The 22,836-nt window shown below is 63.3% G+C and carries 22 protein-coding genes; 1 reads left to right on the forward strand and 21 read right to left on the reverse strand.

All coding sequences use genetic code 11. The features are described 5' to 3' along the window. Nucleotides 1–61: 61 nt before the first annotated feature. From kdpB to X735_RS157080, 19 genes are all read right to left on the reverse strand, one after another. A complete protein-coding gene (gene kdpB / locus X735_RS157165) occupies nt 62–2,230 on the reverse strand; it encodes a potassium-transporting ATPase subunit KdpB (protein ID WP_023810137.1) in 2,169 nt (722 codons plus the stop codon). Continuing rightward, entirely contained in the window at nt 2,227–2,442 is a 216-nt protein-coding gene (locus tag X735_RS157160) for a hypothetical protein (protein ID WP_023810138.1), read from the reverse strand. The genes kdpB and X735_RS157160 overlap by 4 nt, the downstream gene beginning before the upstream one ends. A gap of 7 nt (nt 2,443–2,449) precedes the next feature. Then, a complete protein-coding gene (gene kdpA / locus X735_RS157155) occupies nt 2,450–4,153 on the reverse strand; it encodes a potassium-transporting ATPase subunit KdpA (protein ID WP_023810139.1) in 1,704 nt (567 codons plus the stop codon). Between the two features lie 21 nt (nt 4,154–4,174). Further along, on the reverse strand, nt 4,175–4,264 hold the full coding sequence (locus tag X735_RS21525; protein ID WP_023810140.1) for a K(+)-transporting ATPase subunit F: 90 nt from the start codon (nt 4,262–4,264) through the stop codon (nt 4,175–4,177). Nucleotides 4,265–4,716: 452 nt separating this feature from the next. Beyond that, on the reverse strand, nt 4,717–5,019 hold the full coding sequence (locus X735_RS157150) for a DUF982 domain-containing protein (protein ID WP_023810142.1): 303 nt from the start codon (nt 5,017–5,019) through the stop codon (nt 4,717–4,719). Between the two features lie 257 nt (nt 5,020–5,276). Beyond that, nucleotides 5,277–5,501 carry an alkylphosphonate utilization protein gene (locus X735_RS157145; protein ID WP_023810143.1) on the reverse strand — a complete coding sequence of 75 codons (225 nt, stop codon included), beginning with the start codon at nt 5,499–5,501 and terminating at the stop codon, nt 5,277–5,279. 163 nt (nt 5,502–5,664) lie between these two features. Next, nucleotides 5,665–6,477: an NAD(P)-dependent oxidoreductase gene (locus X735_RS157140; RefSeq protein ID WP_023810144.1), complete on the reverse strand. Its 813-nt coding sequence runs from the start codon at nt 6,475–6,477 to the stop codon at nt 5,665–5,667. 3 nt (nt 6,478–6,480) lie between these two features. Further along, complete coding sequence (locus X735_RS157135) at nt 6,481–7,683, reverse strand: pyridoxal phosphate-dependent aminotransferase (protein ID WP_023810145.1); 1,203 nt, start codon at nt 7,681–7,683, stop codon at nt 6,481–6,483. Further along, entirely contained in the window at nt 7,680–9,299 is a 1,620-nt protein-coding gene (locus X735_RS157130; RefSeq protein WP_023810146.1) for a hydantoinase B/oxoprolinase family protein, read from the reverse strand. Before X735_RS157130 ends, X735_RS157135 begins: the two co-directional genes overlap by 4 nt. Next, nucleotides 9,296–11,389 carry a hydantoinase/oxoprolinase family protein gene (locus X735_RS157125; protein WP_023810147.1) on the reverse strand — a complete coding sequence of 698 codons (2,094 nt, stop codon included), beginning with the start codon at nt 11,387–11,389 and terminating at the stop codon, nt 9,296–9,298. Before X735_RS157125 ends, X735_RS157130 begins: the two co-directional genes overlap by 4 nt. Further along, a complete protein-coding gene (locus X735_RS157120) occupies nt 11,386–13,056 on the reverse strand; it encodes a thiamine pyrophosphate-binding protein (protein ID WP_023810148.1) in 1,671 nt (556 codons plus the stop codon). The genes X735_RS157125 and X735_RS157120 overlap by 4 nt, the downstream gene beginning before the upstream one ends. A gap of 95 nt (nt 13,057–13,151) precedes the next feature. Further along, entirely contained in the window at nt 13,152–14,582 is a 1,431-nt protein-coding gene (locus X735_RS157115; protein ID WP_245273150.1) for an FAD-binding oxidoreductase, read from the reverse strand. A 32-nt stretch (nt 14,583–14,614) separates the two neighbouring features. Beyond that, nucleotides 14,615–15,373: an amino acid ABC transporter ATP-binding protein gene (locus tag X735_RS157110; protein WP_031212843.1), complete on the reverse strand. Its 759-nt coding sequence runs from the start codon at nt 15,371–15,373 to the stop codon at nt 14,615–14,617. Between the two features lie 11 nt (nt 15,374–15,384). Continuing rightward, complete coding sequence (locus X735_RS157105; RefSeq protein WP_023810151.1) at nt 15,385–16,464, reverse strand: amino acid ABC transporter permease; 1,080 nt, start codon at nt 16,462–16,464, stop codon at nt 15,385–15,387. A 3-nt stretch (nt 16,465–16,467) separates the two neighbouring features. Further along, a complete protein-coding gene (locus tag X735_RS157100) occupies nt 16,468–17,631 on the reverse strand; it encodes an ABC transporter permease subunit (protein WP_023810152.1) in 1,164 nt (387 codons plus the stop codon). An 82-nt stretch (nt 17,632–17,713) separates the two neighbouring features. Continuing rightward, on the reverse strand, nt 17,714–18,748 hold the full coding sequence (locus X735_RS157095; RefSeq protein WP_023810153.1) for an amino acid ABC transporter substrate-binding protein: 1,035 nt from the start codon (nt 18,746–18,748) through the stop codon (nt 17,714–17,716). An 86-nt stretch (nt 18,749–18,834) separates the two neighbouring features. After that, entirely contained in the window at nt 18,835–19,785 is a 951-nt protein-coding gene (locus tag X735_RS157090) for a LysR substrate-binding domain-containing protein (RefSeq protein WP_023810154.1), read from the reverse strand. A 95-nt stretch (nt 19,786–19,880) separates the two neighbouring features. Further along, on the reverse strand, nt 19,881–20,630 hold the full coding sequence (locus tag X735_RS157085) for an SDR family oxidoreductase (RefSeq protein ID WP_023810155.1): 750 nt from the start codon (nt 20,628–20,630) through the stop codon (nt 19,881–19,883). 11 nt (nt 20,631–20,641) lie between these two features. Beyond that, nucleotides 20,642–21,352 (reverse strand): SDR family oxidoreductase, encoded by a 711-nt coding sequence (locus tag X735_RS157080; RefSeq protein WP_023810156.1) that lies wholly within the window; start codon nt 21,350–21,352, stop codon nt 20,642–20,644. Between X735_RS157080 and X735_RS1000000168675 the strand changes: the two genes are divergently transcribed. After that, nucleotides 21,336–21,599: a hypothetical protein gene (locus X735_RS1000000168675; RefSeq protein ID WP_128303176.1), complete on the forward strand. Its 264-nt coding sequence runs from the start codon at nt 21,336–21,338 to the stop codon at nt 21,597–21,599. The two genes, X735_RS157080 and X735_RS1000000168675, sit on opposite strands and share 17 nt — an antisense overlap. 43 nt (nt 21,600–21,642) lie before the next feature. Here X735_RS1000000168675 and X735_RS0133935 read toward each other — a convergent pair whose 3' ends face one another. Both X735_RS0133935 and X735_RS157075 read right to left on the reverse strand, forming a co-directional pair. Beyond that, nucleotides 21,643–22,431, reverse strand: coding sequence for a FadR/GntR family transcriptional regulator (locus X735_RS0133935; RefSeq protein ID WP_032908872.1), 789 nt, complete (start codon nt 22,429–22,431; stop codon nt 21,643–21,645). Nucleotides 22,432–22,481: 50 nt separating this feature from the next. Beyond that, nucleotides 22,482–22,829: a RidA family protein gene (locus tag X735_RS157075; RefSeq protein WP_023810158.1), complete on the reverse strand. Its 348-nt coding sequence runs from the start codon at nt 22,827–22,829 to the stop codon at nt 22,482–22,484. Between the last annotated feature and the right edge of the window lie 7 nt (nt 22,830–22,836).

Raw genomic sequence — 22,836 nt, forward strand, 5'->3', positions numbered from 1 at the left:
AAAGCAATTCCAGGAAAAGTGTGAAGCGGTTTTCCGTCCGGAATTGCGTTAAAACAAAGAGTTAAGCGAGGCCAAGCGCGGTGACGATCATGTCGATCGCCTTGATGCCGACGAACGGCACGATGAGGCCGCCGAGGCCGTAGACGAGAAGATTGCGGCTGAGCAGCGCGCCGGCGCCAATGGCGCGGTATTTGACGCCCTTCAGCGACAGCGGGATCAGCGCGATGATGATCAGCGCGTTGAAGATGATGGCCGACAGGATGGCGCTTTGCGGCGTCGCCAGATGCATGACGTTGAGTGCCTGCAGCGGGCCGGTCGTCTGTCCCGGTGCGACGTAGAAGACGGCGAACATCGCCGGAATGATGGCGAAATACTTGGCCACATCGTTGGCGATCGAGAAGGTTGTCAGCGAACCCCGCGTCATCAAGAGCGCCTTGCCGATCTCGACGATCTCGATCAGCTTGGTCGGGTCACTATCGAGGTCGATCATGTTGCCGGCCTCGCGGGCGGCAACCGTGCCGGTGTTCATGGCGACGCCGACATCGGCTTGTGCAAGGGCGGGTGCATCGTTGGTGCCGTCGCCGCACATGGCCACCAGCTTGCCCTTGGCCTGTTCGTCGCGGATCAGCTTCAGCTTGTCCTCCGGTGTGGCCTGAGCGAGGAAGTCGTCGACGCCGGCTTCCGCGGCGATCGCCGCCGCCGTCATCGGATTGTCACCGGTGATCATCACCGTGCGGATGCCCATGCGGCGCAGTTCGGTGAAACGCTCCCTGATGCCGCCCTTGACGATGTCCTTGAGGTGGACGACGCCGAGCAGGCGCCCGTCGCGTTCGACCGCCAGCGGCGTGCCGCCGGACTTGGCGATCTCGTCGGCGATGGACTGGAGATCGCGGATGGATTCGCTGCTTGGGCGCGTGCCATGGGCGGCGGCTGCCGACTGGTTGACATGGGCAAGCACGGAATCGACGGCGCCCTTGCGCACCGATGAACCATCGATGTCGACGCCGCTCATACGGGTCTGCGCTGTGAAGGGCACGAAAGTGGCGTGCAGCGTTGCCATGTCGCGGGCGCGGATGGCGTATTTCTCCTTGGCCAGCACGACGATGGAGCGGCCTTCCGGCGTCTCGTCGGCGAGCGAGGCAAGCTGGGCCGCGTCGGCCAGTTCCTGTTCGGTGACGCCCTTGACCGGGCGAAACTGCGTCGCCTGGCGGTTGCCTAGTGTGATCGTGCCGGTCTTGTCGAGCAGCAGCGTGTCGACGTCGCCTGCGGCTTCCACGGCGCGGCCCGACATGGCCAGCACGTTGAATCGCACCAGACGGTCCATACCGGCGATGCCGATGGCCGAAAGCAGCGCGCCGATCGTGGTCGGGATCAAGGTGACGAACAGCGCCACCAGAACGGTCACCGAGATATAGCCGCCCGAGTAGGAGGCAAAACTCGGGATCGTCGCGGTGGCCAGCACGAAGATCAGCGTCATGCCGACGAGCAGGATGTTGAGCGCGATCTCGTTCGGCGTCTTCTGGCGCTCGGCACCTTCGACCAGTGAGATCATGCGGTCGAGGAAGGTATGGCCGGAGGCGGCGGTGATGCGGACGCGGACCCAGTCGGACAGCACCTGGGTGCCACCGGTGACCGCCGAACGGTCGCCACCGGATTCGCGAATGACCGGCGCGGATTCGCCCGTGATCGCAGCCTCGTTGACCGAAGCAACGCCTTCGATCACTTCGCCGTCGGACGGGATGATGTCGCCGGCCTCGACCAGCACGGCATCGCCGACCTTGAGGCTGGTGCCGGGCACGAGTTTGTATTTGGTGCGGTCTTCACCGGTCAAAAGCTTGGCCTGGGTCTCGGTGCGTGCCTTGCGCAGCGANACGAGTTTGTATTTGGTGCGGTCTTCACCGGTCAAAAGCTTGGCCTGGGTCTCGGTGCGTGCCTTGCGCAGCGAATCCGCCTGCGCCTTGCCGCGGCCTTCTGCGACCGCTTCGGCGAAGTTGGCGAACAGCACGGTAAACCAAAGCCAGATGATGATCTGCAGCGTGAAGCCGAGATTGCCGCCTCCGGTGACCAGGTCCTTGACGAACAGCACCGTGGTGAGCGCCGAGACGACGGCAACGACGAACATCACCGGGTTCCTGGCCAGCGTGCGCGGATCGAGCTTGCGGAAGGCGCCGCCAATGGCGGGAACCAAGATGCGGGCATCCATGATGCTGGCTGATTTCGAGTTGCTCATTTTGAAGCTCCGGCTTCGGTGTTGTTGGACGGCACCCGATGATTGGATGCCGAAAGGAAATGCGGCGGCCTGTAGGCCAGCAGCCAGAGGACGAGCATGACTGCCGCAAGGCCGAGAAACGTCGACAGGGTCGGGAAAGGAGGAGGTCTCTCCTCCTTTCCGTGATCGTCCCTGTGGCCGACCTTGCGGCGCATGGCATTGAACCAGGACATGACGGTCTCAGAAGGTCTGCCCGTGAGCCATCGCCAGGTGCTCGATGATCGGCCCGACGGCGAGCGCCGGGAAGAAGGTGAGGCCACCGACGATCAGGATGACGCCGACCAGCAGCCCGACGAACAGCGGGCCATCGGTCGGGAAGGTGCCGGCGGAAGCCGGAACCGTTTTCTTCGCCACCAGCGAGCCGGCAATGGCCAGCGCCGGAATGATGACCAGGAAGCGGCCCATCAGCATGCCGATGCCGATCGTGATGTTGTACCAGGGCGTGTTGCCGCTGAGGCCGCCAAAGGCCGAACCGTTGTTGGCCGCCGCCGAAGTGTAGGCATACAGAACCTCGGAGAAGCCGTGCGGGCCGGCATTGCCCATCGACGCCACGCCGGTCGGCAGCACGACGGCGATGGCCGTGAAGATCAGCATCGCCAGCGGCAGGCATAGTATGGCCAACATAGCCATCTTGACCTCCTTGGCCTCGATCTTCTTGCCGAGATATTCGGGCGTGCGGCCGACCATCAGGCCGGCAATGAAGACGGCAACGACGATGTACATCAGGATGCCGTAGAGACCCGCGCCGACACCGCCGACGATGACTTCGCCAAGCTGCATGTTGATGATCGGGATCATGCCGCCGAGCGCGGTGAACGAGCCGTGCATGGCGTTCACCGCGCCGCAGGAAGCGGCCGTGGTGATGACGGCAAACAGCGCCGACAGGGCGGTGCCGAAACGCGTCTCCTTGCCCTCCATGTTGCCGCCGTCGATGCCCAGCGCATGCACCAGCGGGTTGCCGGCGGCTTCCGCCCAATAGCAGATGGCGACACCGGCGATGAACATGACGCCCATGGCCGAGAGGATCGCCCAGCCCTGGCGCTGGTTGCCGATCATGCGGCCGAAGACATTGGTCAAGGCGGCGCCGATGGCGAAGATCGACACCATCTGGATCAGGTTGGAGATCGCGTCGGGGTTCTCGAACGGGTGCGCGGCATTGGCGTTGAAGAAACCACCGCCATTGGTGCCGAGCATCTTGATGGCCACCTGCGAAGCGACCGGGCCGACGGCGATGGTCTGTTGCGCGCCTTCCAGCGTCGTGGCGTTGACGTAGGCGCCGAGCGTCTGCGGCATGCCGAGCCAGACATAGACCAGCGTCAGCACGATGCAGAACGGCAGAAGCAGATAGAGTGTGGAGCGGGTCATATCGACCCAGAAATTGCCGATCGACTTGCCGGAGGCCCGTGCAAAGCCGCGGATCAGCGCGATGGCGATGGCAATGCCGGTGGCCGCCGAAACGAAGTTCTGCACCGTCAGCCCGGCCATCTGCACGAGATAGGACATCGTGCTCTCGCCACCATAGTTCTGCCAGTTGGTGTTGGTCATGAAGCTGGCGGCGGTGTCGAAGGCCAGCCCTGGTTCAACCGCTGTCATGCCGGCAGGATTGTAAGGCAGGCTGCCCTGCAGACGCTGCAGGGCATAAAGCGCCAGGAAGCCGGCGAGGTTGAAGAGCAGCAGGGCGACCGCGTAGGTGGTCCAGTGCTGTTCCTCGCGTTCGCTGGTTCCGCAGATACGATAAAGCCCGCGCTCAAGCGGGCGAAGGACCGGCGAAAGCAGCGTGCGGTCGCCGTTGAAGACGCGGTGCATGTAGCCGCCGAGCGGCTTCACCAGCAATATGACGATCCCGCAATAGACCAGGATCTGTATCCAACCGTTCAGTGTCATGGCTGTGGGCTTTCCGTGCCTTCAGAAGCGTTCTGGACGAACGAGGGCGTATGTCAGGTAGGCGAGCAGGAACAGCGTAACGCCGCCACCGAGAATATAGTCGATGATCATTTTTTCAGCCTCGCTCTAGAGCGCGTCACAAGCTTTGATGTAGGCGAAACAAAAGGCGAAGAACAAAATTCCGATCCCGATAACGGCTATATCCATTGTGTTTATTCCTTTTGTTCTTTTGCACTTTGCGAATTTGACAGGAGAGTTCGCAATATATCGGAAGTGGCCCGTCGCATCTTTGGCGACGGAACCGGTTGTGTTTTCTGAAAGGAATATGGACCCGATCGCCATAAAGGTTCGAGACAGGGCGCAGTGGAAAGAAATAGGAATGTCATAAAGATTTTTGCGCGGGCTCTTCCCAACACTCCACCCAGGCATTGTCGCCCAAGGCACACGGCCAACCACAGGATTGCGATTTCCTTGCGAGCTGCCGGAAACGGGAAAGCCCGGCTGGGGGCCAGCCGGGCTTTCTATGGTGGTATGGCTTCAGCCGCCACGGGGAACATCAATCTTCAGGCGGCGTAGCCGCCATAACCACGCGCAACGGCGTGCACGCCCGCCACCGGCTCGAGGTCCGGCCACAGGATGCCCGCGGCTTGCGCGAATTCGAGCAACGCCCGGCGCGCCTGCTCGACGCTCACATAACCTGGAACGGCCAGATCACATGCCTTCACCGCATTTCGGTAGAGCGGGCCGCGGCGGGAGGTGGTCCAATTGGTGAGGAAATCGTGCATTTCGGCCAGCGAGGCAATCTCGCGCTTGAAGCCGAGGCCGACCGACAGTGCGACCGGTGAATGAAACAGCTTGTCGTGCATGAAGCGGGCTCCTGGTTTTTTCGCGCGCTTGGAGAGATATCCGGGCGGGTCCGCGAACGGGACGCCGTGAAACGCGCGGAGCGGCAGGAGGTTCCAGACTTAGGTCTTGGCGGTTTTTTGTGCCTGGTCGGCGAAATCATCAATTTTACAGCGCAACTGTCGGGTGCCGGACGCTCAATGGCTCCGCGACCCACTTGGCGACGGCAGGCTTTCCGGAATCCCGAAGGAGCCATCGAGATCGCTTGCCGCCTTGAGGCTTACGCCTTCTTCACGAACTCCGTCTTGAGCACCAGGCCTTTCACTTGCTTGGTGTTGCATTCGATCTCGCCGGGATTGCCGTTCAGCCGGATGGCCTTCACCAACGTGCCGCGCTTGATCGTCTCCGAAGTGCCTTTGACTTTGAGGTCTTTGATCAGCGTGACGGAATCGCCGTCATTCAATTGAGCGCCATTGCTGTCGCGCACGAGTACATCGTTCGGCATGCCATCTCCTGTGATTTGGATCCCACTACCAGATCAGGTGAGAATCCCAAAACCGATGACGACCGCCGACAACCTGCTCGATCTCCGCCACCATGCGTGAATCCATCGCCTGCCGCATCTCGGCTTCCGGTCTGCGCCATCTAGCGGATTGGTATTTCGATAGCTACGCCGGCTCGTCGTCCGGATGGCCAAGCTCGCAGAACCACCCGCCCAGATACTTCACCGATGGCGCCTTGGGATCCGGAATCTGCGTCTTCGCCTCGACCGCTGCGCGGAACGGCTCGGCACTATCCTGCGGAGAAAACCCCAGATGGTTGGCGCCGCTGTTGTCGACCGTTTTCACCTTGTTGTCGGAAAGGCCGAAGGAGATCGTATGGCCGACGCGCGGCGCGGTGAGAGCTGCCTCGACCAGACGCACACAGTCGGCGAAGGAGAGGTATGACCATAGCATGCGACGGTCCGCCGGTTCGGGGAAGGATGAAAAGATGCGCAGGCACGCCGTCTCGATGCCGAACTTGTCCCAGTAAAGCCGGCTCAGGCTCTCGACGAAGTTCTTCGACACGCCATAGAGGCTGTCGGGACGGACCGGCACGTCGACGCCGATATGCGCCTCGACCTCGTGATAGCCGACGGCATGTACGGAGGAGGCATAGATGACTCGTTTCACGCCGTGTTTCCGGGCGCCCTCGTAGATGTGATAGGAGCCGCGGATGCTGGAGTCCAGGATGGTTTGCCATTCGCATTCGAGTGGTGCGCCGCCGAAATGCACGATCGCGTCGCAATCCTTGGTGGCGGCAATCGTCGCCTCCATATCGGCGAGGTCGAAGACCGCTTCTTCCTCGTGTGGAGCAAGATCGCCGAACGGTTCGCGGCCTGCCAGGCGGATCGTTTTTGCCAGCGGCACCAGCCCCTTTCGCAGTTCCGAACCGAGGCGGCCGGCCGCGCCGGTGATCAGGATGCGTTCGTAATGCGGCATGATCTACTCCACTTGCGCGACGGCGGCGTTGATGCGCGCGATCGCTTCGGTCAGCACCTCTTCGCCGGTCGCGGTCGAGATGCGGAAATAGGGTGAAAGTCCATAGGCGGCGCCCGGCACCGAGGCCACGCGCCCTTCGTTCAGGAGATAATTCGCCACTGCCGTGTCGTCCTCGAGCACGACGCCTTTTGGGGTCCTGCGGCCGATCAGGCTGGCGCAGCCAATATAGGCATAGAAGGCGCCTTCCGGTGGCGAAAGCGTAAGACCGTTGATTCGCCTGATGCCGTCGACGACAAGGTCGCGGCGCGCCTCGAACGCCTGCCGAAAGCGTGCCACCTCGTCCTGAGGGCCGTTGAGCGCGGCCACCGTCGCCGCTTGCGCGATCGAGCAGACGGACGTGCAGGACTGGCTCTGGATGGTCGCCATCGCCCTGGTGAGCGGCGCCGGCCCGGCGGCATAGCCGACACGCCACCCGGTCATCGCATAGGATTTGGAGACGCCGTTGACGATCAGGGTGCGGTCCCTGAGTTCCGGGCAAGCCTTGCCGAAGGAGACGAAGTCGCGTCTGTCGAACAGGATGTGCTCGTAAATCTCGTCGGAAAGCACCAGCACCTGCGGATGCCTTGCCAAAACCGCTCCGAGTGCCCGCAGGTCCGATTGCGAATATATGGCGCCGGAGGGGTTGCCGGGCATGTTGAGGAACAGCCATTTCGTCCTTGGCGTGATGGCTTTTTCGAGCAACTCCGGCGTCAGCCGGAAGCCCGAAGTTTCCGGGCACTCGATAACGACAGGCGTGCCGCCGAGCAGCTTCACCATCTCGGGATAGGAAACGAAGTAGGGCGCCGGCAGGATCGCTTCGTCACCAGACTCCAGCGTCGCCATCAGCGCGTTGAAGATGATCTGCTTGGCGCCATTGGCCACGACGACGTCGTCCGCCGTGTAGTCCAGTCCGTTTTCGCGGCGGAACTTGCCGGCCACGGCTTCGCGCACCTCGGCCGTGCCGGCGGCACCCGTGTATAGCGTCTGGCCGGCCTTCGCGGCAAAATGCGCCGCTTCGATGATGTGGCTCGGTGTCGGGAAATCCGGCTCGCCCAAGCCAAGATCGATCACGTCGACGCCCTTGGCGCGCAGGGCCTTGGCTGCTTGCGAAGCAGCCATGGACGCCGAAGGCTTCACCGCAGACAGGCGCGAGGCAATGTAGCTCATTTGCCGTTCTCCGAAATGTATTCCTTGGAGCGGTCGTTCGCCCGCGCCTCGGTGCTGCGCTTGGACGGATCGCCATAGCCGCCACCGCCCGGCAATTGGAGGATCAGCCGACGGCCGGCCGGAACATGCTGCCAGCCTTTGGGCCGCATCTGCGTGCCATCGTCCAGCCTGACCACGCCGGCCACTCCAGGCCCGCCGCCGTTGCGCCCGTGGGCGGGATGATTGACGCGGTCGAACATGGCCGAAAAGTCGAATTCATGGCCCTCGATCGCCTCGATTTCGATAACCTGCCCGAGCCCGCCGCGGAACTCGCCGTCGCCGCCGGAATCGGGCCGCAGCTCCTTGCGCCAGATGACGATCGGGCCGGTGTGCTCCGTTGCCTCGATCGGCATCGTATGGACGCCGGAGGGGAAGGCCGTCGCCGACAATCCGTCGAGACCGGGGCGCGCGCCCATGCCGCCGGAATTGAACATCAGCACCTCGGCGCGGCGGCCCGAACCGCCGGAGACCGGCCGAACCGAGATATGGATGTTCCACAGTGCGCCGGCGCCCTCGGCAAGGATCTTGCCGGGCATCGCCTTGGCAATCGCGCCGAGCACCAGATCGGGAACCATGTGGCCGAAGATGTGCCTGAGCGCCACCGGCGCCGGCCGCACGGCGTTCAGGATGTTGACCGGAGACGACACGGTGAAGAAGGCGAGCGACGCGGCATTGTTAGGAATATCGGGCGCCACCACGCATTTCAACGCGTAGCAGGCATAGGCCTTGCTGTAGATGATCGGGCAGTTGATGCCCCATCGGCTCATCGGGTCGGTACCGGTGAAATCGACCTCGATGCCGGCGTCCCGAACCGTGACGGTCGCCGCGAGCTTCACCGGCTTGTCGTAGCCGTCGGTCACCAGCGCGTTCGACCAGCTGCCTTTGGGCATCGCCTTGATGCGTTCGACCATGGCGTCGCGGGTGCGCGAGAAGATGAACTCGCCAAGCCCGTCCAGCGATGCCAGGCCGATCTCCTTCATCATGTCGATGAGGCGTCGGTGGCCGACTTCGTTGCAGGCGGCGAGTGAATAGAAATCGCCGACGACCTGGTTCGGCTCGCGGACGTTGGCGCGCAGGATCCTGACGAGATCGAAATTGACCTTGCCCTTCTCCGCGAACTTCATGATCGGGATCTGGATGCCTTCCTCGTAGACCGACTTGCCGTCAGCGCCGAAGCCGCGCCCACCGACATCGACCACATGCGCCGTGCAGGCGAAGAACGCAACCAATTCGCCGTTCAGGAACGACGGCGACACCATGGTGATGTCGTGCAGGTGGCCCGTGCCCAACCAGGGGTCATTGGTGACGTAGGTGTCGCCCTCGAACATGGTTTCGCGCGGGATTTCATTCATGAAATGCAGCACCGCCTCGGCCATGGTGTTGACATGGCCGGGCGTTCCCGTCACCGCCTGTGCCAGCATCTGGCCGCGGGGATCGAACACGCCCGCCGACAGGTCGCCGGATTCGCGCACCGATGTCGAGAAAGCCGTGCGCAGCAAGGTGAGGGCCTGCTCCTCGACCACCGAGATCAACCGGTTCCACATAACCTGCATGCGGATTTCACTGATGTCGCTCATGCCTGGCTGCCTTTGCGGATCAGAAGGATTGCGCCGTCGCTCTGGATGACGGCGTCGAAGCTCGTGGTGACGACGGTGGACGTCTCGCGTTCGACGATGATGACCGGGCCCGCCACCCGATCGCCGGTGCACAGCCCCTCCCGTTCGACGATGCCATAGGTCCGTGGCGCACCGCTGGCCGGATCGAACACCGCGCGGCTTGTTGCCGGCTGAGTGGTCCGCTTGCCGGTGATCAGCTCGTGCCTGGCGACAGCAGGCCGGACATCCGTCGCCTTCACGGACCAGGTGACGATCTCGATTTCCAGGCCGGCAAGTCCTTCGATGGCGCGGCCGAAGAAGCGTTGGTAATTCGCCTGGAACAAATCCTCGAGCGTGGTTGCGGCATCGTTGCCGAACGGCACGTCCGGCAGCGGCACGGGGATTTCCCAGCCCTGGCCGGCGTAGCGCATGAAGGCGGTGATTTCGCATGTGATCGTACCGTTGGCCCCTGCCCGCACGAAGCTTTCGGCTGACACTTTGAGGTCGTCGAGCAAAGCATTGGCCTCGGCCGGCTTGAACTGCGACAGCCGCGTCAGCCGGGATGCCAGGGCTTCGTAGCCGAACGGAGCCTTGAGGAAGCCGATCGCCGATCCGACGCCCGCGCCCTTGGGGACGATGCACTGGTCGATGCCGAGTTTCTCGCAAAGCCTTGCGGCGTGAAGCGGGGCCGCGCCACCGAAGGCGATCATCACGTTGTCGGAAATGTTTTTGCCGTTTTCGACGGCATGGACGCGGGCGGCATTGGCCATGTTTTCGTCCACCACCTCGCAGATGCCGAAGGCCGTCGCCATGGCATCGAGCGACAGGCGTTCGCCGACATCGCGCAGGATCGCCTGTTCGGATGCGGACGTGTCCAGCCTGATGGCGCCGCCGGCGAAATTGTCGGGATCGAGCTTGCCGAGCACCAGGTCGGCATCTGTGATGGCCGGGCGCCTGCCGCCGCGGCCGTAGCAGGCCGGGCCAGGTTCCGATCCGGCACTTTCGGGACCGGTCTGGATGCGGCCCATGGCGTCGACCCAGGCGATCGAGCCGCCGCCGGCGCCGATCTCGATCATCTCGATCACGGGAATGGAGATCGGCATGCCGGAACCTTTGCAGAAGCGATAGGTACGCGCCACTTCGAAGGTTCTGGCGGTGCGTGGCGCATAATCCTCGATCAGGCAGATCTTTGCAGTGGTGCCGCCCATGTCATAGGAGACGACCTTTTCCAGGCCGAATCGCCTGGCGATGTCGGCGGCGAAGATGGCGCCGCCGGCCGGGCCGGACTCGACGAGGCGCACGGGAAATTCCGAGGCCGTCTCCACCGAGATCAGACCGCCGCCCGAATGGATCATGAAGACCGGGCACTCGGCGCCCATCTCCTTCAAGCGGGTCTGGAAACGCGCGAGATAGTCCGCCATCTGCGGCCGCACATAGGCGTTGGCGCAGACCGTGTTGAAGCGTTCGAACTCGCGCATCTGCGGCGAGACTTCGGCGCTGATCGAAATCGGGATGGTAAGCTTGCGGGACAGGATAGCGCGTGCCCGGCGCTCATGATCAGGGTTGGTGTAGGCGTGGATGAAGCCGATCGCCACGGAGCCGAAGCCGCCGGCCCCGATCCGGTCGGCAATGCCTTCCAGGGCGGCTTCGTCGAGCGGCTGAAGCTCCTGGCCTTCCGCGCCGATCCGGCCCTTTACCGTGAAACGGTGCTCGCGCGGGATTAGCGGCGCCGGCAGCTGCAGGTCGAGGTCATACTGCTCGAAGCGGTTTTCCGTACGCATCTCGATGACATCGCGGAACCCTTCGGTGGTGACCAGCGCGGTCCTGGCGCCACGGCGTTCGATGAGCGCATTCGTCGCCAGCGTCGTGCCGTGGATGATGATGCCGATCTCGGCAAGCGCGATACCGGCATCGCGCGTGACGACGGCAATGCCGTCCAGGATCGCCTGCTCGGGCGCCGCATAATTGGTCAACACCTTGGTGGAGAAGATCGTTCCCCTGAGGTCGAGCGCGACGTCGGTGAACGTGCCGCCGATGTCCGCGCCGAGACGGATGTCGTCTTTGGAGGTCATGCCTTGGCCTTCTGGGAAGCGAGCGCGGCGTCACGCATCTGGGAAAGGGTCTGTCGGGGCGTCAGCGCTTCGGGAGATATGGCGATGTCGAGGACCGCTCCCGTCACGGATCCGAGCGCCCGATCGAACGCCGCCGCGAAATCGCGCGTCGCCTCGATCCGCTCGGCATGGAAGCCATAGGCCTTTGCCAGTGTCACGAAATCAGGGTTTTCGAGCGACGTGCCCGAAACGCGCGCCGGATAGTGGCGCTCCTGATGGGCGCGGATCGTGCCGTAGATGCCGTTGTTGAGGATCAGCACGATCGGCTGCGCGCCAGCCTGCATGGCGGTTCCGAGTTCCTGGCAATTCATCTGGAAGTCGCCGTCGCCGGCAAAGCAGACGACCGTGCGTTCTGGAAACGCAACCTTGGCGGCAATTGCCGCCGGCAGGCCGTAGCCCATGGCGCCAGACTGCGGGGCGAGCAGCCGTGCGTCCGGCCCGAACTTGAAGAACTTGTTCGGCCAGACGGTGAAATTGCCGGCGCCGTTGGTGAGAATGACGTCGGGAGGCAGGTTTTCGCGCAGCCAGGCGCTGACCTCCACCATGTCCACCGGGCCGGGCTGGACGGGCGCGCCGAATGTCCCTTCATAGGCTTTGCGGGCCGTCGCGCGCCAGTCCGCCCAGCCGCCTTTGACGGGCGTCAACGCCCGGGCGAAAGCGTTCGGCCCGGCATGGATACCGATGGCCGGCACATAGATCTTGCCGATCTCGCGATCGGAGCCATGGGCATGGATCAGTTTCTGGCGCGGCAACGGCACGGACAGCAGCGTATAGCCGTCCGTGGTCATCTCGCCGAAACGCACATTGACGGCCAGGATCACGTCGGCGTCGCGGAGCAGGGCTTTGACATGCGCCACCATGCCGACGCCGGCCTCGCCGACAAAGACCGGCGAATGGTTGTCGAACTGGTCCTGATAGCGAAAGGCCGCCACGACAGGGATGTCGGAAACCTCTGCGAAAGCCTGTAGCGCCGCGCGTCCGTCCACGGTCCAGTTGGCGCCGCCCATGAGCAGGACCGGCCTCTCGGCCTTGGCCAGCAGCCTGAAGGCCGAAGCGATCGCTTCCGGCGCCGGCGCCGGCTCGAAAATGGCCACCGGTGCGCTGAGCGGAGCCGCTTCGGTCATGGTGGTCAGCATGTCCTCGGGCAGCGCGACCACGACGGGACCAGGTCGTCCGGTCAATGCGGTCGTCCATGCCCGCGCCACAATCTCGGGCAGGCGCGCGACATCGTCGATCTCGACCGCCCATTTGGCGACCGTGCCGAACACCGCCCGGTAGTCGATTTCCTGAAAGGCTTCGCGGCCCTTCATGTCGGTGCCGACCTGGCCGACGAACAGGATCATCGGCGAACTGTCCTGCATGGCCGTGTGAACGCCGATGCTGGCGTTGGTGGCGCCTGGGCCGCGCGTCACGAAACAGATGCCTGGCGAGCCGGTAAGCTTGCCGTAGGCCGAGGCCATGAACGCCGCGCCGCCTTCATTGCGGCAAAGCGTGTAGTCCAGCTTTCCCTGCGTGTCGTGCAGCGCGTCCAGGACGGCCAGATAACTTTCTCCGGGCACGCCGAAGCTCCTGGTCGCGCCAAGCCCGATCAGGCACTCGACGAGAAGGCGGCCGCCATTGCGGATCATGCTTCGACATCCTCACTTTGGCGGCAGGTCGATCGAGCCTGCCTTCGGTTCATAGGTGCACGCAGGCGGTTCGGGGCGAAATCAAGAAATGCCGTCTATTCGAAAGTTTTTCTTTGCCGAGCAGCGTGCACCAGCACGCCCGGATTCATCGTTCCCCGTGGATCGAATGCATCCTTGAGCCGCGCCATGAGTTCGCGCTCCAACGGACTGCGGTTTCGGTCGGCCATGGCGACCTTGGCGCGGCCAAGTCCATGCTCGGCCGCGAAACTGCCGCCCATTTCCGTGGCGAGCGACGATAGCGCCTCGGCGAACCGCCCGGCCTTGCCGTCAAAATCGGCGCGGCCTTCCGGCGGCGACAGATTGTAGTGGATGTTGCCGTCGCCGAGATGCCCGAACGGGTTTATCCGCACGCCGGGAAGAATGTCGTCGCAGATCTCTGCGCCGGCCTCGACGAAACGGGCGATAGCGCCCGGAGGCACCGAGATGTCGTGCTTCAGCTGCTCGCCTTCCAGCCTCTGTCCTTCCGGCTGCTCCTCTCGCAGCCGCCAGAATTGTGCGCGATGCGCGCCCGTCGCCGCCAATGCTCCGTCCAGCACCAGGCCTTGCTCCATCCCCCACTCCAGCGCCGAAGCCAGTATCTCGTCGAGTGGAACGCGGGGGACGGCCGATGCCAGTTCGACCAGCACATAGACCTCGCCGCGTGCCTCCAACTGGTAGGCTAGGTCGGGCAGGTGTTTGAGGGCCAGTCCCAGCCCGATGTCGGAGAAGAACTCGAGGCCGGTCAGGAATTCCCCCGCCTCGCCCCGCAGAAAGGTGCCGAACGAAACCGCGGCAGCGAAATCGGGCATGACGACAAGCGCGCTCGCCTGCCGCTGCGGCATCGGGTAGAGCCGCAGGATCGCCCGCGTCACGATGCCAAGCGTTCCTTCCGCGCCGCAATAGAGCTTGCGCAACTGGTAGCCGGCATTGTCCTTCTGCACCGCGCGCAGCCCGTTCCATATCGCCCCGTCAGGGGTCACGACCTCCAGGCCAAGCACGAGGTCTTGCATCATGCCATACCGGAATGCCTGGCTGCCGCCGGCATTGGTGCCGACCAGGCCGCCGATCCTGGCGCTGCCTTCCGCGCCGAGATGCATCGGAAACATCAGGCCGTGCGGTTCCAGCGCCTCGTGCAGCGCGGCAAGCACGGCCCCCGCCTCGATGAGGATCGAGCCGCTGTCCAAGTCCGGTTTGCCGATCGCCGTCATGCGCGAAAGCGAAACGATCACCGCATCCGGCCGATCGGCGACGGCGCCGCCGCAAAGCCCGGTGTTGCCGCCTTGCGGCACGACCGCCAGTCCGGCCGCATGGCATGCCTTTACGACACTGGCCACTTCGGAGGTGTCCGCAGGCCTGGCTACGCCCAGAGCCGCGACGCCGTAGCGATCGAGCGAATCGCGCTGATAGGGCCTGGCATCGCTGCCCGAAAGCCAGCCTTTCGGTCCGAGCATCTCGCGCAAGACGGTGACGGGATCAGTCACGGACATGGCTGCGGCCTGACGCGGGATCGTTGCATCGATCAGTGACCAAGCACTTGCGACAGGAACTGCCGCGTGCGCTCGTTGCGGGAAAAGGTGAAGAATTCATCGGGAGGCGCCTGTTCGACGATCTCGCCTCCATCCATGAAAATTACCCGGTCGGCAACCCGGCGCGCAAAACCCATCTCATGCGTGACGCAGATCATTGTCATGCCTTCGGAGGCGAGCGTGACTATGACGTCGAGCACTTCCGCGATCATTTCCGGGTCGAGCGCAGAGGTCGGCTCATCGAACAGCATGATCTCGGGCTGCATGCAAAGGGCACGCGCTATCGCGACCCGCTGTTGCTGGCCGCCGGACAACTGACCGGGATACTTCATCGCCTGTTCAGGAATGCGTACCTTCTCCAGATAGCGCCGGGCGGTCGCCTCGGCATCCGCGCGCGGCACCTTGCGCACGATCATGGGCGCGAGCATGCAGTTCTCCAGCACCGTCATGTGTGGAAACAGGTTGAAGTGCTGGAACACCATGCCGACTTCCCGCCTGATCCCGTCGATGTTGCCGACATCGTCGTTGAGCTCGGTGCCGAGCACGGTGATCCGGCCGCCATTGTGCTGCTCCAGACGGTTGATGCAGCGGATCATGGTGGACTTGCCGGAGCCGGACGGGCCGCAGACGACGATCCTCTCGCCGCGATCCACGGACAAGCTCACCTTTCGCAGCGCCTGGAATGTCCCGTAATATTTGTCGAGATTTTCGATCAGCACCGCGGGGCCGCTGGATCGGTTTCCTGAAATCACGTAAACGCCCCCTATCGTTCGCCGACCGACATACGGCGCTCGAGAAAAGCGCCATAGCGGGACAGGCTGAACACGAAGATGAAGTAGATGAAGGCGATGAAGGCATAGACCTCGACATAGGCGAAGCGCCACTCGCCGGTGCCGTAGGCGGCATTGCCGGAGGCCAGGATCTCGAAGAAGCCGACGATGATCACCAGCGAGGTTTCCTTGAACGAGATCACGAACTGGTTGATCGTCGCCGGCAGCGCATTGCGCATGGCCTGCGGTAGAAGAATGCGGCCGACGCGCTGCCAGTAGCGCATGCCAAGCGCCTTGGCTGCCTCTTCTTGCCCACTGGGAACGCCCTGCATCCCACCTCTGACGATCTCCGCCTGGTAGGCGGAAAAAAACAGGGCCGAGCCCAGGATCACCCGGTACAGCTTGTCGCCCACCAGCCATTGCGGCAGTGCGAACGGCAGCACGATGGCGAAGGTGAACAGGATCGAGATCAGAGGCAATGAACGCACCCCGTCGATGATGAGGCCGGTGGTGCGGGAAATCCATGGCAGGCCGGAGCGGCGCAGCAGCGCCAGGCAGATTGCCAGCGGGAAGCCGATCAGGCAGGTGGTCACGAAGATGAACAGGGTCAGCGCCAGTCCGCCCCAGGCCTCCTCGCCGACATAGGGCAGACCAAGCACGCCGCCCTTCATCAGCACGTAGAAAAGCGCCGTTCCGGCTCCCCATACGAGTGCGATGCGGCGACCCGTCCAGAAGGCCGGAATGCAACTTAGCACCGTCATGACCACGACGGTCAGGCAAGCCAGGGCCGACCGCCACTGCTCGTCATAGGGATAGAGGCCGAACAGGATGATGCGCCATCGCGCGGCAATGACCGACCAGCAGGCTCCCGCCGCCGCCTGACAGGCTTCGGGTCCGCCGCTCGTCGTGAAGACGGCCGAGAAAACCGCCCAATTCAGGAGCTTCCAGACCAGGAAGACCATGATCGCCAGGGAAGCCAGCGACAGCAATGCCTGCAGGGGTGTCGCAAAGAAGCGCCGCCTCAGATCCTCGATCTTTCCAAGGGCAGGAGGGGCGACAACGACCATTTCCATCCCTCACCCCCTCAACTGGTTGCCCTTGAGGGCGATTGCTTTGTTGATGCGGTTGAAGATGGCGGCGAGGCTGAGGTTGATGGCGAGGAAGCCAGCCATCAGGATGCCGATCGCTTCGATTGTCTGGCCGGAATGGTTGATCGTCAGCGCCACGATCATGAAGAAATCCGTGAAGCCCACCGCGATGCCCATTGTGGTCGCCTTCATCAGCCAGACATACTGGTTGGCGAGGATTGGCAGCATGGCGCGTAGTGCCAGCGGCAGCCGCACCAGCATGAAGACCCGCCACGGGCCAAGGCCCAGGGAAAGAGCCGCCTCGACCTGGCCCTTGCCGACAGCCTTGAACCCGCCGCGCACGATCTCGGCGATGTAGGAGCCGCCATAGATGGCGATCGCGATGGCCAGTGTCGCAAATTCCGGCGGAATGCGCAGGCCGCCTCTCAGATTGAGACCTTGCAGCGCCGGGAAATCGAGCAGCGGCAAGTCGGCCAGGCGGCCGGCCACCAGAACGACGGCCGCGCAGGCAAGTGCCGCCGCCGCGCAGGCAAGCTGGATGCCGCCACGCTGGCCGACCGGCAGGCTGAGGCGCGATGTCCTGCCCAGCCAGATCGGCAGCGCGATGGCGGCAATCACAGCCAATGTCGCCGCAGCGAGCGCGGCGCTGCTGACATTGGGGAACGGAATGTAAAGCCCCCGGCTGGTGAGGAGAAAGCCCCATCCCTCATGCGCGGCGCGCGGCGTCGGCAGATGGGTGATGACGGCATACCAGAAAAAAACCTGGAGGATCAGCGGGATGTTTCGGAAGATGTCCACATAGGTGCGGCCGAGCAGCCGGGCCAATTCGTTCGAGGATGTTCGCGCCAGGCCGACGATCGTTCCCACGATCGTCGCCAGCGTCAGGCCGACGGTTCCCAGAAACAGCGTATTGATGATCCCGATGAGGAAGTACCACCAATAAGGATCGTTCGCCGTGGCGGGCAGCAGCGAGAAGTTCAGGTCCCAGCCCGTGGACTTGAACAGGAAGTCGAATCCGGAGGTGATCCCCTGCGCCGCCAGGTTCTGTCTGGCGATCGCAATGCCGGCAAGCACCATCGCGGCGATCGAGCCGACATACAGGACCTGCAACAGTGCGTTGCGGACTTTTTGATTTCTCAGCAGGCTGACCATTCAGAAATCCTTCCCGAATTGCCGCGCGGTCCCGCCCGGTGGGAGCCGGGCGGGACCTGGAGCGAGATGCGTTCAGAACGGATCAATCGACAACCAGCGGGAACAGGACACCGCCATTGTTCCACAAATTGGTCAGTTCGCGATCCATCTTGTAGGGCGAGTCCTTGCCGAGATCGCGATCGAAGATTTCGCCGTAGTTGCCGACGTTCTTGATCACCTTGTAGGCCCAGTCGTCGGAGAGCCCGAGACCTTTGCCCATGCCTGGCGTGACGCCGAGGAATTTGGCGACCTGCGGTGAGGTCGGCTTGGCCTTTATCTCGTCGACGTTCTTCGAGGTAATACCTTCCTGCTCGGCAAAGATCAGCGTGCTCAGCGTCCAGTTGGCGATGTCGACCCAGTTGTCGTCGCCTTGCCGCATGATCATGACTTCAGGCTCGACGGCGAGCACGTCGGGCAGAATGACGTGGTCGTCGACCTTGCTCTTGGCGATGCGCGCAATGGCCAGTGTCGGACCCCACTGCGCATAAAGATCGCAGCGTCCCGAGAAATAGGCCTGCTCGAGCTCCTCGGTCTTCTCGATGAGCACCGGTTCGAGCTTGATGCCGAGCTTGGCCGTATAGGCAGCGACCTGCTGTTCCTGCGAGGTGCCGGCGGGAATGCAGATCGTGCCGCCTGCGGCATCCTTGAGCGACTTGAGGTTCAGCTCCTTGTGCGCCATCACCTTGGTGGTCCCGAGATAGTAGGACATGGAGAACTGCAGCCCAAGTTCGGTGTCGCGGCTGAGCGTGCCGCCCGAGGCCTTGATGATGATGTCGACATCGCCGGACTGCAAGGCCGGCCAGCGCTGGGCCCAGCTGATCGGAACGACCTTCAGCTTCGCCGGGTCGCCGAACACGGCCGCGGCTACCGCCTTGCAGAGGTCGATGTCCATGCCCTTCCAGTTGCCCTTGTCGTCCACCTCGGCGAAGCCGAGATAGGAGCCGTCATGGCCGGTGCAGTTCAGCATGCCGCGTGCCTTGACGGTTTCGAGCGTCTTGCCGCCGGCGGCTTCCGCCGGCGCCGCAAAATGCACGAGGCCAAGGGCCAGGGCCGAAGCCCCCCATTTCATCATTTTCATGTTCCGTCTCCACTGTTGAGGTTGTTTGGTTTCTTGTTGTTGGAGGCCTAAAAAGCGTCTTTCAGGCCTCGGTCTCGAAGCCGCTTCTAGTCGGAAAGCGGGGCCGGTTTCGGTAACGAGGAAATCGTGAGGTCGCCGCGCCAGTCCTGCTGAGCCAGCCATCGGTGAAGTGCGGCGACCGCCTTCACACGCAGATGTCCGCGCGGGACGACAAGATAGAAGCCCGGGACTTCCTCTGGCTTCATATCGGCAATGGCGTCGCGGCCGATCGGCGCGACCAGCGTGCCCGCTCGGAAATCTTCCTCGGCGTCGATGACGGAAACCAAGCCCACACCTATGCCTTGCAAGGTCGCCCGGCGCATGGTCGCGGCGTCGTCGAAGCTGATGCTGCGGTCGCCATCCGTCAGTTCCACGCCAAGGTGGCGCAATATGTCCGGCCACAGACGCTTCGACTTGACGGTGTCGAGCAACGTGAACTGTGTCAGATCATGCGCCGACTTGATCCTTTCGCCGATCGCCGGCGTGCAGCAGATGATCTTCGGGTCCGGCACCAGCAACGTGGTTTCATAGTCGGACCAGTTGCCGTAGCCCCACTGGACCGTCATATCGATATCGTCGCGCCCGAAATCGGGCAGGTCGACCATCGTCGTCAGGCGCAGATCCGCGCCCGGCAAGATTTCCCGGAACAACGAAAGCCGCGGCAGGAGATAGTGCGTGGCGAAGTATGGGCTTGCATTCAGGTTGATGCGGTCCCGATAGTTCGACTTGGTGACGCGGCGAACGCCTTCGGCAAACTCGTTGAAGCCGGCTTTGACATAGTGCGACAGAAGAATGGCCGACTCGGTCAGTTCGATCGACCGGCCCTTACGCTCGAACAGCGTTACCTGGAGCGTATCCTCCAGAAGCTTGATCTGCTGTCCGACGGCCTGCGGCGTGACCAGCAATTCATCCGCCGCCTGCCGAAAGCTCTTGTGCTGCGCGACCGCGTGGAACACGCGCAGAGCATTCAGCGAGGGAAGGCGCAGCTTGCCGGTCATCGAAAATCCCGTTCCTTTCCCTGCTTGTGGCCGGTCGGTCATGCACTGCCTCGGTCATGCACTGCCAGAGTTCAGTCGCCTGCGGCGAAAGAGGCTCAGGCGTATATGTAACCGCCTGAAACAATTACGTTTTCACCGGTCATGTAAGTGTTCTTGGGGCTGCCCGTCATCAGCACCCATTCGGCAATTTCCTTTGGCTCGGCACCGCGGCCGAGCGGGCTCGCCTTGGCCAGTTCCTCCAGGAAGCCGAGCGCTTTTGCCTTCTCCGTCGCCATGCCGGCCGGCGCCACCGAATTCACCAGAATGCCGTCCTTCGCCACGTGATGGGCAAAGGATCGGGTAAGGCTGACGACGGCGGCCTTGGTCGCCGCATAATGAGCGTTCTGCGGATGCGCCTTGAAGGCGTCGACCGAGGTCAGGTTCACGATCCGCCCGCGGACGTGGCTCTTCGGCTCCTGCGATTGCATGTGGCGAACCGCCGCCACCATCATGTGGTAGGTGCCCTTGATGTTGATGCCGTTGGAGGCATCCCAGTCGGCGTCGGTGATTTCGAGGAGCGGGCGGCGAGGGTAGATCGCGGCGCAATTGATCAGCGTGTCGACGCGCCCGAGTTTCGAAACGATCGCCTCGAATGCGGCGTGGCACTCTGGGCCTACCTGGATGTCGCAAAGGGCGGTCGCGGTAGGCAGTCCGCTGGCCTTCGCGGTCGCCAGCGCGGACTCGGCGGCTTCCTGGTTGATGTCGATGATGCCGATCTTTGCCGCTCCGGCCTCGACAGCCATCTCGGCTAAGAGGGCACCGAGGCCGGCACCACCGCCAACGATCAGAACGGAAAGATCTTTCATCCCAGTTTTCCTTACTTGGTACCGCTTGGCGAGGTTGGCCAAGTCGGCATGATGTCGAAACGGGTAACGTCGGCCCATGCGGGGAGCCCAAGCACAGCGACGACCATCCTGGCCACGTCATCCGGTTGCACCACTTTGCTGGCGTACATGGCTGCGCGCGCGTTGGCGTCGAGGATGTCCTGGTAGAGCTGCGTCTCGACACGGCCGGCAACGATCTCGGTGACGCGTACGCCTGATGGGGAGAGGTCGGCGCGCAGCGCTGCTGCAAAGCCTGATATCGCCGCCTTGGTCGCTGAATAGACGGCAACGTTGGAGTATGCCGCGTGGCCCGCTGTGGAGCCGGTGAACAATACATGCCCGGACTGCCGCTCGCGCATTTGCGGGACGACGAGGCGCGTGAGCAGGATTGCCGCGCTGAGGTTCACCTCGAGCGTGGTGTCGATGTCAGCGATCTTCATATCGGCGAAGTTGCCGAGCGGCGGCATGACCCCGGCATTGTTGATCAGCACGTCGATGGTGAGATCCGCCAGGGCCGCTTCCAGGGCCTCGCGGTCGGTGACGTCGACGGCAATCGGCACGATGCCGGACCGCTGTGCCTGCAGCTCCTTGAGCGCGGCCTGGCTGCGCCCGACCGCATAGACGTCGTAGCCGGCGTCGCTCAGCGCGATCGCTATGGCCCGCCCTATGCCGCTCGTCGCACCGGTGATGAAGGCTGTCGTCACGTGGACTTTCCTGATTGTCTGTTTTCAGTTTGCGGCCCGGGCCGATGCCGCGAAACCAAGAAAACCAGCAAAAAGGAAAGATAAACTTTCGAAAATTTCGAACGCCTCCAAAATCCCTTGGGGTGTTGGTTTAACCGCAGCAGCCGAAAACCCAGGGAAACGCTGGCAAGCTGGCGCCTTCAACCCTTGGGAAACCCGCGCAGCCGGTGACGGAACAAAAAACACGGCTTTCGCAACGGATGTCTAATTTTCGGCTCAGGCGCGCCGATGCGATCGAATTCGCCGAGGCCTCATCCGCCTGTCGAGACAGGCCTTTTCATGTCGGTGAAAAGTGAGGCCGCCGCCGCCTTCTGCTCGGCTTCGATTGCCTCCACGCCAGAGGCTCGGGCCAGGGCGCGCACCCGCCCGAGGCTGTTGTGCAGGTGCTTGCGCATGGCCTGGCGGGCGGCGCGGCCATCCTGCCTTTCGATGGCGTCGACGATCGTCTTATGTTCGCTGTGTATGCGCGCGTAGTAGCTGTCCTTGAGTTCGGGCGTGACCAGATAGCCGAGCTGGAAGCGCGGCACGATCATCGGCCCGAGATAGCCTAGGAAACCGTGGATGAATTCATTTCGTGCCGCCTTGGCGATCGCCAGGTGGAAATCATAGTCGTAGTGGATCTGGACGACGGCGGGATCGGCCTGCTGGGCGTCGACCTGTTCCATCAAGGTGCGGATCACGCTGGCTTCCGCATCGGTGCGCCGTTCCGCGCACAATCCCGCCGACTCCACCTCGACGCTCAACCTCAGCTCGAGCAGCGCAATGGTTTCCGGCAAGGTCCTGAGCGCTTCGTCCGGTATCGAGAAGTTGCGCGGCGCCGGCGTCTCGCTGACGAACATGCCGCGCCCCTGCTGCGGCACCACCAGGCCTTCGGAACGTAGTCGCGCCACAGCTTCCCGCACCACCGTGCGGCTGACATCGTACTCGGCGCAAAGCTCCGCCTCTGTCGGCAATTGCGCGCCGGGCAGCAGCTGTCCGGAACGGATCTTCTCGGACAGGCTCTCCGCCACGACGGTGGAAAGCGGCTTGCGCTTCGTCATCAGTCTCCCTCTCGCCAGATTCGGGATGATGCCCGAACCGGCAGGACCATTCAAACCGCCGCGGTGACGATCAGTTCGACCAGCATTCCGGGCTTCGCCATCCGTCCTTCGCCCGATGAGCGCGCCGGTGCGTGCTCCCCGGGCATCCAGGCGTCCCACACCGCGTTGACTTCGTCGAAATCCCTGATGTCGTCCAGCCACATCTGCACATGAAGGATGCGGGTCTTGTCCGTGCCCGCCTTGCCAAGCAGCGCATCGATCTTGCCGAGCACCTCGCGCATCTGGTCGGCCGCGGACTGGCCGGGCCTCGCGACCTGGCCGGTGAGGTAGAGCGTGCCGTTATGGATGACGCCGTGGTGGATGCGGGTATCGAAGTCGAAGCGCTGGATGTCGCTCACTGGCCGG

Source organism: Mesorhizobium sp. L2C084A000 (assembly GCF_000502875.1).
Taxonomy (GTDB): Bacteria; Pseudomonadota; Alphaproteobacteria; order Rhizobiales; family Rhizobiaceae; genus Mesorhizobium.